14 protein-coding genes are annotated in these 15,280 nt (G+C 69.3%); 9 read left to right on the top strand and 5 right to left on the bottom strand.

Features of this window, described 5'->3' with window-relative positions; genetic code table 11:
• Positions 1–142 precede the first annotated feature (142 nt).
• From C665_RS02965 to C665_RS02955, 3 genes are read right to left on the bottom strand one after another with little or no spacing between them, the layout of a single operon-like run.
• Complete coding sequence (locus tag C665_RS02965; RefSeq protein ID WP_004299660.1) at positions 143–832, bottom strand: class II aldolase/adducin family protein; 690 nt, start codon at positions 830–832, stop codon at positions 143–145.
• The gene (gene mtnA / locus C665_RS02960) at positions 829–1,899 is read right to left on the bottom strand and encodes an S-methyl-5-thioribose-1-phosphate isomerase (RefSeq protein ID WP_004299659.1); all 1,071 of its coding nucleotides are present in this window, start codon (positions 1,897–1,899) and stop codon (positions 829–831) included. The genes C665_RS02965 and mtnA overlap by 4 nt, the downstream gene beginning before the upstream one ends.
• A gap of 33 nt (positions 1,900–1,932) precedes the next feature.
• Positions 1,933–3,090 carry a pyridoxal phosphate-dependent aminotransferase gene (locus C665_RS02955; RefSeq protein WP_004299657.1) on the bottom strand — a complete coding sequence of 386 codons (1,158 nt, stop codon included), beginning with the start codon at positions 3,088–3,090 and terminating at the stop codon, positions 1,933–1,935.
• A 137-nt stretch (positions 3,091–3,227) separates the two neighbouring features.
• Here C665_RS02955 and C665_RS02950 point away from each other — a divergent pair, with 137 nt between their 5' ends.
• The 4 genes from C665_RS02950 to C665_RS02935 all read left to right on the top strand — a co-directional run bounded on the left by C665_RS02950 (position 3,228) and on the right by C665_RS02935 (position 7,921).
• Positions 3,228–3,473, top strand: coding sequence for a PP0621 family protein (locus C665_RS02950; RefSeq protein ID WP_004299655.1), 246 nt, complete (start codon positions 3,228–3,230; stop codon positions 3,471–3,473).
• A complete protein-coding gene (locus C665_RS02945) occupies positions 3,451–5,046 on the top strand; it encodes a two-component system sensor histidine kinase NtrB (RefSeq protein WP_004299653.1) in 1,596 nt (531 codons plus the stop codon). Before C665_RS02950 ends, C665_RS02945 begins: the two co-directional genes overlap by 23 nt.
• A complete protein-coding gene (locus tag C665_RS02940) occupies positions 5,043–6,434 on the top strand; it encodes a sigma-54-dependent transcriptional regulator (protein WP_004299651.1) in 1,392 nt (463 codons plus the stop codon). The genes C665_RS02945 and C665_RS02940 overlap by 4 nt, the downstream gene beginning before the upstream one ends.
• A 77-nt stretch (positions 6,435–6,511) precedes the next feature.
• Positions 6,512–7,921, top strand: a complete 1,410-nt coding sequence (locus C665_RS02935) for an MBL fold metallo-hydrolase RNA specificity domain-containing protein (protein ID WP_004299649.1) — start codon at positions 6,512–6,514, stop codon at positions 7,919–7,921.
• A 24-nt stretch (positions 7,922–7,945) separates the two neighbouring features.
• On the opposite strand, the gene C665_RS02930 is transcribed toward C665_RS02935, so the two are convergent.
• Positions 7,946–8,749, bottom strand: a complete 804-nt coding sequence (locus C665_RS02930) for an outer membrane lipoprotein-sorting protein (protein WP_004299647.1) — start codon at positions 8,747–8,749, stop codon at positions 7,946–7,948.
• Between the two features lie 43 nt (positions 8,750–8,792).
• Here C665_RS02930 and C665_RS02925 point away from each other — a divergent pair, with 43 nt between their 5' ends.
• Positions 8,793–9,542 carry an ABC transporter ATP-binding protein gene (locus C665_RS02925; protein WP_004299645.1) on the top strand — a complete coding sequence of 250 codons (750 nt, stop codon included), beginning with the start codon at positions 8,793–8,795 and terminating at the stop codon, positions 9,540–9,542.
• An 11-nt stretch (positions 9,543–9,553) separates the two neighbouring features.
• Positions 9,554–10,981 (top strand): DUF1302 family protein, encoded by a 1,428-nt coding sequence (locus C665_RS02920; RefSeq protein ID WP_012585901.1) that lies wholly within the window; start codon positions 9,554–9,556, stop codon positions 10,979–10,981.
• A gap of 15 nt (positions 10,982–10,996) precedes the next feature.
• Here C665_RS02920 and C665_RS02915 read toward each other — a convergent pair whose 3' ends face one another.
• On the bottom strand, positions 10,997–11,794 hold the full coding sequence (locus tag C665_RS02915; RefSeq protein ID WP_004299642.1) for an N-acyl amino acid synthase FeeM domain-containing protein: 798 nt from the start codon (positions 11,792–11,794) through the stop codon (positions 10,997–10,999).
• Between the two features lie 250 nt (positions 11,795–12,044).
• On the opposite strand from C665_RS02915, the gene C665_RS02910 reads away from it, so the two are divergent.
• The 3 genes from C665_RS02910 (at position 12,045) to C665_RS02900 (ending at position 15,247) form a co-directional block, all read left to right on the top strand.
• Entirely contained in the window at positions 12,045–12,674 is a 630-nt protein-coding gene (locus tag C665_RS02910) for an XrtA/PEP-CTERM system exopolysaccharide export protein (RefSeq protein ID WP_012585900.1), read from the top strand.
• Between the two features lie 70 nt (positions 12,675–12,744).
• On the top strand, positions 12,745–14,289 hold the full coding sequence (locus tag C665_RS02905; RefSeq protein ID WP_004299639.1) for an XrtA system polysaccharide chain length determinant: 1,545 nt from the start codon (positions 12,745–12,747) through the stop codon (positions 14,287–14,289).
• A gap of 13 nt (positions 14,290–14,302) precedes the next feature.
• Positions 14,303–15,247 carry an XrtA-associated tyrosine autokinase gene (locus tag C665_RS02900; protein ID WP_004299637.1) on the top strand — a complete coding sequence of 315 codons (945 nt, stop codon included), beginning with the start codon at positions 14,303–14,305 and terminating at the stop codon, positions 15,245–15,247.
• Positions 15,248–15,280: the final 33 nt, after the last annotated feature.

Genomic DNA, 15,280 nt, shown 5'->3' with positions numbered 1-15,280 from the left:
GCTCGGTGGCGCGCATCGCTTTCGTCGGCGGCTGAATCGCGACTTGCGTCGCTCCTACGAAAACCGTCGTGCTCATCGTTGCTGCTGGCGGCTGGGCGGTCTTGTGGGAGCGATGCGAGTCGCGATGCGTCTTGTCGTCGGGTCACGCGCGTGGCTTGCCGTACCACTTGAAGCGCTCGATCACCTCGGCCATCTCCTCTTCCGACAGCAGCACCGGCTCGCCCAGCTGCAGGGTGCGCCAGTACTGCTCGCAGAGGGTCTCGAACTCGATCGCCATCGCCAGCGCGTGCTCGAGGTCGCGGCCGAGGACGACCATGCCGTGGTTGGCGAGCAGGCAGGCGCTGCGCTCTTGCAGCGCCGCCACGGTGGCGTCGGACAGCGCCTGGGTGCCGAAAGTGGCGTAGCGCGCACAGCGCACCGTGGTGCCGCCGAAGCGCGCGATCATGTAGTGGAAGGGAGGGATGTCGAGGCGCTGGCAGGCGAGTGCGGTCGCGAAGGGCGCATGCGCGTGCAGCACCGCGCCGGCCGCCGGGAAGGCGGTATAGACGTCGTGGTGCAGCGGCCATTCGGACGAGGGCGCGCGCGCGCCGGCGTAGCGGCCGTCGGCCTCCACGACCACCATGTCCTCGGTGCGGCAGCGCTCGGCGGGGATCCCGCTCGGGCTGATCAGCATGCGCCCGCCCTCGAGGCGCTGGCTGGCGTTGCCCGAGGTGCCGACGTTGAGCCGCGCCGCGCCCATCGCGCGCAGGGTGTGGAGCAGGCTGGCGCGCGCGTCGTCCGCGCCGCGCCAGCCGGCTTCCTCGTGGATGCAGCCGGGCGTGCCGGCGCTCACCGTGCCTGCTCCGGGTAGAGGCGGGCGAGCTCGCCCGGGCGGGCGATGCCGCGCTCGGTGACGATGCCGGTGATGAGCGCAGCCGGGGTGAGGTCGAAGGCGGGGTTGGCGGCGCGCGTGCCCGCGGGGGCGAGCGCGAGCTCGGCGGTGGCGCCGTCGGCGGCCTCGCCACGTACATGCAGGACCTCGTCGGCGCCGCGGTCCTCGATCGGGATGGCGGCACCATCGGCGCTGGCGAAGTCGAGCGTGGAGTGCGGTGCGGCGATGTGGAAGGGCACCTCGGCGACGCGGGCGGCGAGCGCCTTGAGGTAGGTGCCGACCTTGTTGGCGGTGTCGCCGTTGGCGGCGATGCGGTCGGCGCCGGTGATGACGAGGTCGACCTCGTGGCGCATCAGCAGCAGGCCGGCGGCGTTGTCGGCGATGAGGATGTGCGGCACGCCGGCAGCGCGCAGCTCCCAGGCGGTGAGCAGACCCTGGTTGCGCGGCCGCGTCTCGCTCACCACGACCTCGACCGCGATGCCCTCGGCCTGCGCCGCATACACCGGCGCGAGTGCGGTGCCGGCGCCGCAGGTGGCGAGCCAGCCGGCGTTGCAGTGCGTCATCAGCCGCACCGGGCCGGGACGGCGGGCGGCGATCTCGCGGATCAGGCGCACGCCGTGGCGGCCGATGGCGTCGCAGGTCGCGGTGTCGTCGGCGCGGATCGCCTCGGCCTCGGCCCAGGCCGCCTCGACGCGCGCAGGGGGCGGCAAGGGCTGCAGCGCGAGGCGCATGCGCTCGAGCGCCCAGTGCAGGTTCACCGCGGTGGGCCGGGTGGCACCCAGGGTGGCGAGCGCGTGCGCGAGCGTGGCGTCGTCGGCGCCCTCGTCGGCGAGCGCGAGCGCCACCCCGAAGGCCGCGGTGGCGCCGATCAGCGGCGCGCCGCGCACCTGCATGCTGCGGATCGCGTGCGCGGCCTCGGCAAGGGTGCGCAGCGCGACGGTCTCGGTGCGGAAGGGCAGCAAGGTCTGGTCGAGGACATGGACGACCTCGCCGTCGCGGCGCAAGGTGGGGATGGGTTGTTCGAACATCGGGGCGCTCTCGTGGAGGGGGGGCGGGGCGACTTAGAGCGCCACCAGTTTGGCGCAGGCGGCGGCGAGCGTGGCCTCGTTCTTGGCGAAGCAGAAGCGGATCACGTGTTCGTCGCGGCCGTCGGCGAAGAAGGCCGACACCGGGATCGCGGCGACGCCGACATTGCGGGTCAGGTGCTCGCAGAAGGCGGCGTCGCCCAGGTCGGAGATCGCCGCATAGCGCGCGAGCTGGAAGTAGGTGCCGTGCGAGGGCAGCAGCTCGAAGCGCGAGGCGGCCAGCGCGGCGCGGAAGAAGTCGCGCTTGGCCTGGTAGAACGCGGCCAGGCCGAGGTGGCGCGAGGCGTCGGCCATGTAGTCGGCGAGCGCGAGCTGTACCGGAGTGTTCACGGTGAACACGTTGAACTGATGCACCTTGCGGAATTCGGCCATGAGCTCGCGCGGGGCGAGCACGTAGCCCACCTTCCAGCCGGTGATGTGGTAGGTCTTGCCGAAGCTCGACACCACGAAGCTGCGTTGCGCGAGCTCGGGGTGCGCGGCGCAGGAGGCGTGCGCCGCGCCGTCGAAGACGATGTGCTCGTAGACCTCGTCGGCCACCACGACGATGCCGGTGCCGCGCACCAGCGCCGCGAGGCGGTCGAGATCGTCCCGCGTCCATACCGTGGCGGTGGGATTGTGCGGGGTGTTGATCATGATCATGCGCGTGCGCGGCCCGATCGCCGCCGCCACCGCGTCCCAGTCGGGGCGGTAGTCGGGGGCAGCCAGGCGCATGCGCACGACCTTGCCGCCGGCGAGCTCGATGGCGGGGACGTAGGAGTCGTACACCGGCTCGAACACGATGACCTCGTCGCCCGCGCGCACGCAGGCGGTCACCGCGGTGAACAGCGCCTGGGTGGCGCCGGCGGTGACGGTGATCTCGCGCTCGACGTCGTAGGCCGTGCCGTAGAGCGTCTCGACCTTGGCGGCGATCGCCGCGCGCAGCGCCGCGGTGCCGGCCATGGGCGCGTACTGGTTGTGGCCGGCACGCATCCAGTGCGCGACGCGCTCGAACAGCAGGTCGTCGGCGTTGAAGTCGGGGAAGCCCTGCGAGAGGTTGATCGCGCCGCATTCCTGGGCGAGGCGGGACATCACGGTGAAGATCGTCGTGCCGACGTGCGGCAGGCGGGACTCGATCGGCGCGGGGAAGTTCGGCATGGCGGCGGCTCGGTGCGGTGCGGACCGGCATTGTCGCAAACCGGCCGGGTGCGCGGTAGGCACGGCGTGCGCGGCCGAGGGCGCCGGGGGGCGCATGTTAGAATCCGGGTGTTCTCGACTTCCATCCGGCCCCCAACGTGCGCAACCTGCTCATCCTGATCCTTGTCGTGTTCGGCATCTGGTGGGCGCGCGGCGCGGTGCGCCGCCTCAAGGCGCGTGGCGGACTCGGGCGCAAGGCCGAGGACGGGCGCCTGGGCAAGCCAGAGGTCATGCTCGAGTGCCGACACTGCGGGCTGATCGTGCCCGAGTCCGAGGGCGTGCGCGCCGGCGAAACCTTCTATTGCTGCGACGAACATCGCCGTGCCGGCCCGCGACCCGATTGAAGCGGCCGCCTTCGCGGTCGATGCGGCCGACCGCGCGCGCCGGCGTGCGCTGCGTTACCTCAACGTCTTCCGGCTGATCCTGGGCGGTCTCTTCCTCGTCGCCGGCGAGGCGCTCGGCCTCGGCAGCGAGAGCCCGCGCCTCTACCTCGTGGCGGTGGTCGGCTACCTCGCCGCGGTGCTCAGTCTCGGTTTCCCCGACGCGGTGCGACGGCTCGGCTTCGAACGCGTCGTGACCCTGCTCGCGCTCGCCGACATCGTCGCGCTCGCGGCGATCATGTGGGTGAGCGGCGGCTACCGTAGCGGCATGCCGGTGCTGATGATGGTGATGCTCGCCGGTGCAGGCCTGATCGGCGAAGGGCGCATGGTGATGTTCTCGGCCGCGCTCGCCACCCTGGCAGTGCTGGTCGAGAACGCCTCGCGGCTTTTCGGTGGGGGGCAGTCGGTCGAGTTCCTGCAGGTCGGCATCTTTTGCGCCGGCTTTTTCGGCATCGCGGCGATCGCGCGCCTGCTCGCGCTGCGCGCCCAGGCCAACGCCGCGCTAGCGGCCGAGCGCGGCGTGGCGCTCGCCAAGCAGCAGGCGGTGAGCGCCCACATCCTGCGCGACATGCAGGACGGCGTGATCGTGGTCGGCGCGCGCGGCCGCGTCCTCCACGCCAACGCGCAGGCGCTCGAGATGCTCGGCCTGACCCGTGCCGGCGACGGGGCGCTCGACGGACTCGCGCTCGCCGATCTCGACGCCGGGCTGGAGGACATGCTGCAGCCGGCGGTGGGCGAGGACGGGCGTCTGATGCGGGTGGGCGCGGCCGGCCGCCTGCTGCGCTGCCGCCGCGTGCAGGGCGACCGGGGGAGCGCGGCCGAGGGCGACACCCTGCTGTATCTCACCGACTACGAGGAGATCCAGCGCCAGCTGCAGCAGATCAAGCTCGCCGCGCTCGGCCGCCTCACCGCAAGCATGGCGCACGAGATCCGCAACCCGCTGTCGGCGGTGACCCAGGCCGCCGAGCTGCTCGGCGAGGAAAAACGCGCCGACATGCAGGCGCGCCTGGTGCGCATCATCAACGATAATGCGCGCCGCATCGAGCGCATGATCCGCGACGTGCTCGCCCTCGGCCGGCGCGAGCAGACCATGCCCGAGGCCCTGCCGCTGGCCGCCTTCGTGCGCGAGATCCTCGATGCGCGCGTGTTCCGCGAGCCCGCCGAGGCGCAGCTGTACGAGCTTGCGATCGACCCTGCGCTGACCCTGGCGATGGACCGCGCCCACCTGCACCAGATCCTCGACAACCTGCTGTCGAACGCGGCCCGCCATGCCTCGGGCGCGCCCGGCGCGGTGCGCCTGTGGGCGGAGGCCCTGCCGCACGCCAAGGTCGTGCTGCACGTGCAGGACGACGGTCCGGGCTTCGACGAGGCGATGCGGGCGCACCTGTTCGAACCTTTCTTCACCACCCATCCCAAGGGTACCGGCCTCGGACTGTACATCGCGCGCGAGCTGGCCGAGGCCAACGACGCCACCCTGGCGCTCGCCCCGAGTACCCCCGGTGCCGACTTCATCCTCACCGCGAGCCAGCAGCCATGACCCAGGTCGACCGCCGCAACCGGCCCCGTGCCGCCGACGTCCTCGTCGTCGATGACGAGGACGACATCCGGGAACTGCTCGAGCTCTCGCTGATGCGCATGGGACTGGCCTGCGACACGGCGGGCTCGGTGGGCGCGGCGCGTGCGCTGCTGGCCGAGCGCAGCTACCGGCTGTGCCTGACCGACATGCGCCTGCCCGACGGCGACGGGCTGGAGCTGGTCGAGTACATCCAGACGCTGCGGCCGGGCCTGCCGGTGGCGGTGATCACCGCCTTCGGCAGCATCGAGACCGCGATCCGCGCGCTCAAGCTGGGTGCCTTCGACTTCGTCACCAAGCCGGTCGAGCTCAAGGCCTTGCGCGAACTCGTGCAGCACGCGCTCAAGCTGCACGCGGTGGAGCCGGTCGAGCATGGTGCGGCGTCGGCGGAGCGCAGCCTGATCGGCCACTCGGCGGCCTTCGTGCAGCTGCGCGCCCAGGCCGGGAAGCTTGCGCGCAACCAGGCGCCGGTGTTCATCCATGGTGAGTCCGGGACCGGCAAGGAGGTGATTGCGCGCTACATCCACGCGCTCGGTGCGCGCGCCGCCGGCCCCTTCGTGCCGGTCAACTGCGGGGCGATCTCGCCCGAGCTGATGGAGAGCGAGTTCTTCGGTCATCGCAAGGGCAGCTTCACTGGCGCCACCGCGGACAAGAGCGGGCTGTTTCAGGCCGCGGGCGGCGGCACCCTGTTCCTCGACGAGATCGGCGAACTGCCGTTGGCGATGCAGGTCAAGCTGCTGCGCGCGATCCAGGAGCGCGCGGTGCGCCCGGTGGGTGCGCATGCCGAGGAGCCGGTGGATGTGCGCATCCTCTCCGCGTCGCACCAGGATCTCGGCCGCCTGGTGGCCGAGGGGCGCTTCCGCCAGGACCTGTTCTTCCGCATCAACGTGATCACCTTGCGCGTGCCGCCGTTGCGCGAGCGCCGCGAGGACATCCCCGACCTGGCCGCCCACATCCTCGCCCGCCTCGCCGTGCGCGAGGGTGGGGCGCCGCGCCGGCTTTCCGCGGCGGCGCTCGAGGCGCTGCAGGCCTACGCTTTCCCCGGCAACGTGCGCGAGCTGGAGAACCTGCTCGAGCGCGCCTGTGCGCTGTGCGAGGGTGAGGAGATCGGTGCCGGCGACCTCGGGGTGGAGGACGATTGCGGCGCGCTCGCGGCGCCGGGGGGGGGCGAGAATGGTGCATCGCCGGCGACCGAGGCCGAAGTGGCCGGCGAGGGCCGGGATGAGGTCGAGCGCCTGCGCATCATCCGCGCGCTCGAGCAGACGCGCTGGAACCGGTCGGCGGCCGCGCGCAACCTCGGCATGACCTTGCGTCAGCTGCGCTACCGTTTGCAGAAGTGGGGAATGGACTAGCGGGCGCAGGCCGCGGACGCTGGTGCGGCGGGGCCGCCGCGGGTGGACGCCGGCGCATGGGCGTCTAGAATGACGTCATGAACCCGACCATCCTGCACCACGGCGCGCGCGACGGCGTCACCGGTTCCTGTCACCAGCTCTTCGTCGAGGGGCGCAACAGCCTGCTGGTCGACTGCGGCCTGTTCCAGGGCGCGGAGACCGCGCCCGACGGGCGCTCGGCCGCCGACCGGCTGGAGATCGATTTCCCGCTCGAGGGTGTTGGCGCGCTGGTGCTGACCCACGTCCACATCGACCATTGCGGCCGCCTGCCGTGGCTGCTCGCCGCTGGCTTCAAGGGGCCGATCCTGTGCAGCGAGCCCTCGGCACGCCTGCTGCCCACCGTGCTCGCCGACGCCTTCGCGGTGGGCGTGAGCCGCGACCGCGCCCTGATCGAGCGCTACCTCGGCAAGGTGGAGGCGCGCATCCGCGCGCTGCCCTACGGCAAGTGGCACCTGGTGTATCGCAGCCCGGACGCGAGCTGCAGGATCCGCCTGCAGCGCGCCGGCCACATCCTCGGCTCGGCCTACGTCGAATGCGAGCTCTCGGGCGCGGCGTGGCCGCAGCCGCTCCGGGTGGTGTTCTCGGGCGATCTCGGGGCGCCGCACGCGCCGCTGCTGCCGGCGCCGCGTCCGCCCTGGCGGGCGGACGTGCTGGTGTTGGAGACCACCTACGGCGACCGCGTCCACGAGAATCGCCGCGACCGGCGTGCGCGTCTGCAGGCGGTCGTCGAGCATGCGCTCGAGGACGGCGGCACGGTGATCGTGCCCGCCTTCAGCATCGGGCGCACGCAGGAGCTGCTCTACGAGTTCGAGGACATCCTGCATCGCCAGCGCTTGCGGCCCGGGCCGCATGCCGCAGCCTGGGGCGGGCTGCGGATCTTCCTCGACTCGCCGCTGGCGCAGCGCTTCACCGCGCTCTACCGCGAGTTGCAGCCGTTCTGGGACGCCGAGGCGCGCGCGCGCGTGCGCGCCGGGCGCCAGCCGCTGTCCTATGATCAGCTGGTGGCGATCGACAGTCACGAGGACCATCTCGCCAACGTGCGCAGGCTCGCACGCAGCCGCGAGCCTGCGGTGGTGATCGCCGCGAGCGGCATGTGCGCGGGCGGCCGGGTGGTGAATTACCTCCGCGAGATGCTCGGCGACCCGCGCCACGACGTGCTTTTCGTCGGCTATCAGGCGCGCGGCACGCCCGGCCACGCCATCCAGGCCTACGGGCCGCGCGGCGGCTACGTGGAGCTGGACGGCGAACGCGTGGACATCCGCGCCGGCATCCATACGCTGTCGGGCTACTCGGCGCATGCCGACCGCGACGATCTGACCCGCTTTGTCACCCGCATGCGCCATCTCCCGGGCGAGGTGCGCCTGGTGCATGGCGAAGATGGGGTGCGTGCGGAATTTGCCCGCCACCTGCAGGAGGCGACCGGCGGGCACGTGCGCGTGGTGGTGTGAAGACCTGCCGGCTCGGCGCACACCCTACTGCTGCAGGCGGCGCAGGTACTCGCGGGTGAACATGCGCTCGGGGAGGTCGCGCACGTTCATGTTCTCGTAGGTCAGCACCGAGATCTCGCCCTTCTTGAGCGCGTCCTCCATGACCAGCCGGGTGGGGCGGATCGCGCCGGCCATCTGGCGGAATTCTTCGTAGCGTGCGGTCTTGAGCAGACGACCGGAGAGTGCGTAGAACTCGGCCTTGAGCGGGCGCTGGTCGCGCTCGCCCACCCAGTAGCGCACGCGTGCATAGGTGACGCCGCGATCGACCGCCTTGAGGTCGAGCACCACCACGGGCTGGCCGTCGATCGTTTCGCGGCCGGCGATGGTCGGCGTGTAGTCGCCAGCCAGGTTGGCCCGTGCGAGGTCGCCGTTGGCCACCTGCCCGGTCAGGCGCTGGGCCAGCGACAGGCGCACCGGCTGCGACACGCTCGGCATGAAGATCCACAGGTCGCGGGCGCGCATCAGCAAGGCCTGGCCACGCTCGGTGGCCGGCTCCATCGTCAGCACGATGGTGTTTTCGTTCCCGCGCGAGAGGATGCGGTAGGTGCGCGAGTCGCCTTCTGCACCGTCGGTATAGTTGCGCACGACGACCTCGGTCTGGAAGCTCTCGCGCGGGAAGCGGATGGCGTCGGCGCGCTGGACCAGATCGATCGCCACCGCGTCGACCGGCTCGGGGGGTGCGGGCTCGGCAGGCGCGGGGGCGTCGGTCGCATGCGCCAGCGTCGGCAGCAGCAGGCTGCCGGCGAGGCAGGCGACGAATCGGCGGCGGGATCGTAAGCTTGGCGTCATGGGTGCTATCCTTTCGAAGTTATCTTCATTCTCGATCGTCCTGATGGCCATCGTCCAGATCGAACACGTGAGCAAGAGTTTTCGTCTCGGCGAGCAGATGGTGCTGGCGCTGGACGACGTCTCGCTCGAGATCGAGCCAGGGGTGTTCCTGGCGATCGCAGGGCCTTCGGGCAGTGGCAAGTCGACCTTGCTGAACATCATCGGCTGCATCGACACGCCGAGTTCGGGGCGGGTGGTCGTGGACGGTCACGACGTGTCGAACCGTACGCCCGACGAACTGGCCGACCTGCGTGCCCGTACCATCGGCTTCATCTTTCAGACCTTTAATCTGCTCCCTGTCCTGTCGGCCGCGGAGAACGTCGAGTATCCCCTGCTGCAGATGCCCGAGCTCACGAAGAAGGAGCGCGCGGAACGGGTGCGCCATTATCTCGGGGTAGTCGGCCTGAAGAAATACGCCGAGCATCGGCCGAACCAGCTCTCCGGCGGCCAGCGCCAGCGCGTGGCGATCGCGCGCGCGCTGGCCACGCACTCCAAGATCGTCCTTGCCGACGAGCCCACCGCCAACCTCGACAGCAAGACCGGCACCAGCATCCTCAAGCTGATGCGCGACATCAACCGCCAGTCGGGGACGACTTTCGTCTTTTCCACCCACGACCGCAAGGTCATGAACATGGCCGACCGGCTGGTGCGCATCGCCGACGGCCAGATCATCGCGCTCGGCATGAAGGCCGACGACCGCTGGGTGTTCGTCGATGGGCGGACGCCGCGCGACGAGGATATCCGCGAAATCTAGGAACGAGTGCAATGCCACTGTCGAAGAAGCTGCCTTGTCTGACCGTTCTTGCCCTTGTCCTGGGGGCCCTCTCCGTGCCGGCGACTGCGGCGGGGCCGCAGCTCGCGCCAAAACCGGTGTCGGTGGAGGTGGAAGAAGGGGAGCCCGCTGCCGAAGAACCCGTGACGGACGCGGACGCGGGTGAGGCCGACGCCGAACTCGACGCGCTGCTCGACGTCGGAGCGCCGGCGTCCGGTGCAGAGGGCGCGGACGGCCTCAAGTGGAACGGTTACACCGAACTCGGGGCGGCATACACATACCGGGATCCGGAGCGCTGGTCGCGCCTGCGCGCGCGTGGGGAACTCGGTGTCGCCGGGCAGCTGGCGCCGCGGGCGCGATGGAAGCTGAGCGCGCGCGCCGAGGCCGACGGTGCTTTCGACCTCGAGGACGAACATTATCCGGCCGCCGTGCGGCGCGACCGCCGCACGGATTTCGTGTTGCGCGAGGCTTATGTCGATCTGGGCCATGGCGACTGGGAATTCCGTGCCGGGCGGCAGCAGATCGTATGGGGCGAGATGGTCGGCTTCTTTTTCGCCGACGTCGTGTCCGCACGCGACATGCGGGATTTCCTGCAGCCGGAACTCGAGGGCATGCGGATCGGGCAGTGGGCGCTGCGCGCCGAGCATTTCGGTGCCGAAACGCACCTAGAGTTCCTGTGGGTGCCGAAGCCCTCGTTCGACGAGATCGGCGAGCCCGGCGACGATTTCTTCGTCTTCCCGTGGTTGCCTGCAGGTACGGTGCTGGACGAGGATCGTCCGGGGAAGGATCTGGATGGCTCGAACTGGGGTGCGCGCGTCTCGCGACTCGTCGATGGGTGGGATCTCAGCGCCTTCTATTACCGCAGCTACGATGTCTCGCCGACGCTATACGCCCTGAACCAGGGTGTGGCCCGCCTGCGACACGACCGGATCGGGCAGCTTGGCGGCACTTTCAGCAAGGATCTCGGCAGCTTCGTGCTGAAGGGCGAGGCGGTCCATACGCACGGTCGCAGCCTGAATACGTTCTCGAGCGGTCCGGGCCTCTCCATCGGGCTGCTGCCGACCGACATGGTCGACTATGCGCTCGGGGTCGATGTGCCCGCGGGCGACTGGCGCTTCAACGTGCAGTACTACGGGCGCTGGCTGGAGGAGCATGTTCCGGCCTTGATGGCCGATCGGCACGAGCAGGGCGTCACCTTGCAGGTCGTTCATGGCGCGGGCACGAACCTGGAGGCGGAAGTCCTCGCGCTGTCCAGCATTAACCGCTCGGATCACCTGATTCGACCGAAACTGACCTGGAAATTCGCCCCGGCATGGAGGCTCGTCGGTGGCGTCGACGTCTTCGGCGGGAATGGAAGGGGGTTTTTCAGCCGTTACGATCGGAACGATCGTGTCTATCTCGAACTGCGCCACATGTTCTGAGTGCCCCGGGCGGGCTCAGGCCGCCTTACCGGTCATCGCCTGGATCAACTGCCTGGACTGGACGGGATCCGGCAGCAGGCGATGAACCCGATCGCCGTTCATGTGCATCAGGCGTTCGTGGCGGGCGACGCGCTCCTCGAACTCGGACAGGGGCAGATGGAGGAGCACGGCCGGAGCGTTGACCCTGGGGCAGATCTTCTCCACGCCCACGCGACGAAAGCCGAATACGCGCTGATGGAATCCCGCATGGCGCGGATTGACCTCGGCGAAAATGTCGGTGACGCGCCGCGTCGCCTGGGTGATCACGAACACGGCCTGCATCACGCCAGCCAGCGCTTCGTGCGATCCGCGCTCGGGATCGATCGCCAACTGTGTAATTTCGCACACTCGACCCCCGGTCGCGCGCACGTGGTCGATCTCTTTGCTGTACAAAGTGTCCGCGAGCAATCCACCACCGTGATCGACGCGGATCGTCGCCGTCGCGACCGCTTCCCCGTCGAGGAGAGCGACCACGGTGATGTCGCGCGGGTCGATGTTGGCGTGCATCCCGTAGGGAAAAAGGCCGCGCGCCGAGTACATGCGCTCGATCAGCTTGGCCGTCTGGCGCTTGAGCGCTTCACTGCCGTTGGCGATGCAGACCTGGAAGCCGCTGCGTTCGAACGAAAGGCCGCGCAGTGCGGCGGTGTTCTCGTCGAACCACTGATGCGGCGACGTCTCCGGCGATTGGAATCCGGCGCCAGACAACGCTAGGTAGGCGAGGTCGCGTACGGGCGGGGGGCAGTTTGTGCCCCGCGAAGAGTGGATCTGGCGCATTGGAGTGGCCCAATTCGTTTACGTTCTGGGTGGTCTGGAGTGCGCGCGCGGCGAGCGCGGACGACTCCCATCGGATCAATGATAATCCGGAACGGGCGAGCCGTGAATCTAGCCGACTTCATGTCTCCTGAAATGTAGGCGCTTGTGTGCAATCCTGCCTGGCGTCGCGGCGGGCGGTGCCCGTACGATGGCCCTCGCATTCGCGTCGTCGTATATCATTCGCCGTCCGGGACTTACGAAGGGGCTTGTCATGTTCAGAAGCGTCAAAAGCGCATCATCCGCGGTGTTGCATTTCCTCGTTCTCGCTGTGGCGGCGGGACTGCTCGGTGGTTGTGCCTCTTCCTTCCCGCCTGCCCCCGCGTCCGCGGCCGATGCGGACTACAACTACGTGATCGGGCCCGGGGATAGCGTCAATATCGTGGTCTGGCGCAACCCCGAGCTGTCCACCTCCGTCCCGGTCCGGCCGGACGGGAAGATCACGGCACCGCTGGTCGAAGACCTGCCCGCGATGGGCAAGGATTCGAGCACGCTGGCCCGCGACATCGAGAAGCAGCTTGCGAAGTTCATCCGCGATCCGGTCGTGACGGTGATCGTCGGTGGCTTCGTCGGTCCTTACAGCGAACAGATCCGCGTGATCGGCGAGGCGGCCAATCCGCAGACGCTGGCGTACAAGCAGAAGATGACTCTGCTCGACGTGATGATCGCAGTCGGCGGGCTCACGGACTTCGCCGACGGTAACGGCGCGAGCATCCTGCGCACCGCCGAGGGCAACAAGCAATACAGCGTGCGCATCCGTGACCTCGTCAAGCGCGGCGACGTCTCGGCGAACGTCGAGATGCGCCCTGGCGACGTGTTGATCATCCCGCAGAGCTGGTTCTGACCTCCATCCATACACGCCCGCAAGCCGATCGCAGAAGGTCGGTGGCGGGCGCTCAGCACGACCGTGACCCATGGAAGAACTCGTAACACAGATCATCGGCTACCTGCGCGGCATGTGGCGGTTCCGCTGGTGGGGGCTTGCGCTCGCGTGGGTCGCAGGTATCGCCGGTAGCCTGGCGATCTACTTCATGCCGGACCACTACGAGTCGTCCGCACGCATCCACGTGGATACCCAGTCGGTGCTGCGCCCGCTGATGTCCGGGCTCGCCGTCCAGCCCAACATCAGCCAGCAGATCGACTTGCTCAGCCGCACGCTGATCAGCCGGCCCAACGTCGAGAAGCTGATCACCATGGCCGACCTCGACCTCACGGTGCAGAACGCACAGCAGCGCGAGGCCCTGATCACCTCGGTGACCAGCCGGCTGCGCATCCAGTCCGGCCGCGGCGACAACCTGTTCACGCTCTCGTACGAAGACGTCGAGCCGCATCGTGCGCAGCGCGTCGTGCAGTCGCTGCTGTCCCTGTTCGTCGAATCCGGTCTCGGCGGCAAGCGTCAGGATACCGACGCGGCACGGCGCTTCATCGAGGACCAGATCCGCAGCTACGAGCAGAAGCTGACCGACGCCGAGAACCGGCTCAAGGACTTCCGCCTGCGCAACATGGCGCTGCTGGGTACCGGCGCGCGCGATTACGTCACCCAGATCGCCGAGACCAACGAGCAATTGCGCGAAGCACGCCTGGAACTGCGCGAGGCCGAGAACTCGCGCGACGCGCTCCGCCAGCAACTCTCCGCAGCGCCGTCCGATGCGGGCGTCGCGCCGCCGCCGATGGTGGCGACGCCCGAGATCGATGCCCGCATCGACCTGCTCAAGAGAAACCTCGACGAGATGTTGCAGCGCTACACCGAGATGCACCCGGACGTGGTCGGTGCACGCCGCGTCATCGAGGATCTCGAGAAGCAGAAGAAGGCGCAGCTGGCCGAGCTGAGCGCGAGCATGGCGGGCAGTACCTTCGGTGCTCCCGGCGCCATGAGTGCGGGGGTCGAGCAGACCCGGCTCGCGGTGGCGCAGGCCGAGGCCCGGGTCGCGTCGCTGCGTGCGCGGGTGGCCGAGTTCGAGAGCCGCCTGGCGAGCCTCTCGGAGGACGCCAAGCGGATCCCCGAGCTCGAGACCGAGATGGCGCAGCTCAACCGCGATTACAGCGTCCACAAGAGCAACTACGACCAGCTGGTATCGCGGCGGGAGTCGGCGAACATCGCCGCCGAGATGAGCACCCAGTCGGGCATCGCCGACTTCCGCATCATCGATCCGCCCACCCTGCCCACCAAACCCTCGGCTCCCAACCGGCTGCTGCTGCTGCCGCTCGCCGCGCTGGTGGGTCTGGGGGCGGGGTTCGCGCTCACCTTCCTGATCAGCCAGCTGCGACCGGCGTTCAGCGATGCGCGCCAGCTGCGCGAGATCACCGGCCTGCCGGTGCTCGGCACCGTCTCCATGCTGACCACTTCGGAGCGTCGTCGTCGTCGCCGCAACGGGCTGTTCGCCTTCGGCAGCGGTCTGGTGGCGTACGCCGGGGTGTTCGCCGCGGTTACGGTCGCGATCGTGTTCCTGCAGAGTTGAACGGGGTGCCCGGATGAGCATTATCGAAAAAGCAGTCAAGCGCCTCGACCAACTCAAGAGTGCGGCGGGCGAGGGCGCCGTCGAATCCGCTCCGGTGCCGGAGGCGCTCGTCCTGCCCGAGGACAAGCCGCTTGCGCCCAAGGTGGAGTCGAATGCGCCGGTGGTCGCGACCCCCGCGCCGGTGCGCGCCCAGCCCAAGAGCGTCCATATCGATCTCGCGCGCCTGGCCGCTCGCGGCTTGGTCACGCCCGACCAGCCGCGCTCGGCCATTGCCGAGGAGTTCCGCCTGATCAAGCGTCCCTTGCTGGCCAATGCCGTCCTCGAGGGGCCGGCGGCGGTCGATAACGGCAACCTGATCATGATTTCCAGCGCGCTTCCTGGCGAGGGCAAGACCTTCAACGCGATCAATCTCGCGATCAGCATGGCGATGGAGCTCGACTACACGGTGCTGCTGGTGGACGCCGACGTGTCGCGTCCCTCGGTGCTGCGCGAGTTCGATCTGCCGCCGCAGCCGGGACTGATGGACGTGCTCGCCGGCGAGGTCGAGGACCTCTCCGAGGTCCTGCTCAAGACCAACATCGACAAGCTGTCCATCCTGCCGGCGGGCATGCCGCACCAGCGCGCGACCGAACTGCTCGCCTCGGACGGCATGACGCAGTTGCTCGAGCAGATGGCGCATCGTTACGCCGACCGGATCATCGTGTTCGACTCGCCGCCGCTGCTGGTCACGACCGAATCGCGCGTGCTTGCCACCCACATGGGACAGGTGGTCCTCGTGGTGGAGGCCGAGCGCACCACCCACGCCCACGTTCGCCAGGCGCTCGCAGCGATCGAGCCCTGCCCGATCCGCATGATGGTGCTCAACAAGTCGCGTGATCGCTCGGTGGGGGGCTACTACGGCTATGGATACGGATACGGATATGGGAAAGCGCCCGAAGCCAGTTCCGAGGCGGCCTGAGCCCCGGCGTACCGGCCTCGTCGCCGGTGCGTG

This window comes from Thauera aminoaromatica S2, assembly GCF_000310185.1.
Lineage (GTDB): Bacteria > Pseudomonadota > Gammaproteobacteria > Burkholderiales > Rhodocyclaceae > Thauera > Thauera aminoaromatica.
This window is presented reverse-complemented; position numbering and strand designations above follow the sequence as displayed.

Excerpts from the sequence above, each read along its gene's own strand:
- C665_RS02955 (WP_004299657.1), bottom strand. The coding sequence starts at position 3,090 with ATGCCGAACTTCCCCGCGCCGATCGAGTCCCGCCTGCCGCACGTCGGC.
- C665_RS02920 (WP_012585901.1), top strand. The coding sequence starts at position 9,554 with ATGCCACTGTCGAAGAAGCTGCCTTGTCTGACCGTTCTTGCCCTTGTC.
- C665_RS02915 (WP_004299642.1), bottom strand. The coding sequence starts at position 11,794 with ATGCGCCAGATCCACTCTTCGCGGGGCACAAACTGCCCCCCGCCCGTA.
- C665_RS02940 (WP_004299651.1), top strand. The coding sequence starts at position 5,043 with ATGACCCAGGTCGACCGCCGCAACCGGCCCCGTGCCGCCGACGTCCTC.
- C665_RS02900 (WP_004299637.1), top strand. The coding sequence starts at position 14,303 with ATGAGCATTATCGAAAAAGCAGTCAAGCGCCTCGACCAACTCAAGAGT.
- C665_RS02905 (WP_004299639.1), top strand. The coding sequence starts at position 12,745 with ATGGAAGAACTCGTAACACAGATCATCGGCTACCTGCGCGGCATGTGG.
- C665_RS02930 (WP_004299647.1), bottom strand. The coding sequence starts at position 8,749 with ATGACGCCAAGCTTACGATCCCGCCGCCGATTCGTCGCCTGCCTCGCC.
- C665_RS02935 (WP_004299649.1), top strand. The coding sequence starts at position 6,512 with ATGAACCCGACCATCCTGCACCACGGCGCGCGCGACGGCGTCACCGGT.
- mtnA (WP_004299659.1), bottom strand. The coding sequence starts at position 1,899 with ATGTTCGAACAACCCATCCCCACCTTGCGCCGCGACGGCGAGGTCGTC.
- C665_RS02925 (WP_004299645.1), top strand. The coding sequence starts at position 8,793 with ATGGCCATCGTCCAGATCGAACACGTGAGCAAGAGTTTTCGTCTCGGC.
- C665_RS02910 (WP_012585900.1), top strand. The coding sequence starts at position 12,045 with ATGTTCAGAAGCGTCAAAAGCGCATCATCCGCGGTGTTGCATTTCCTC.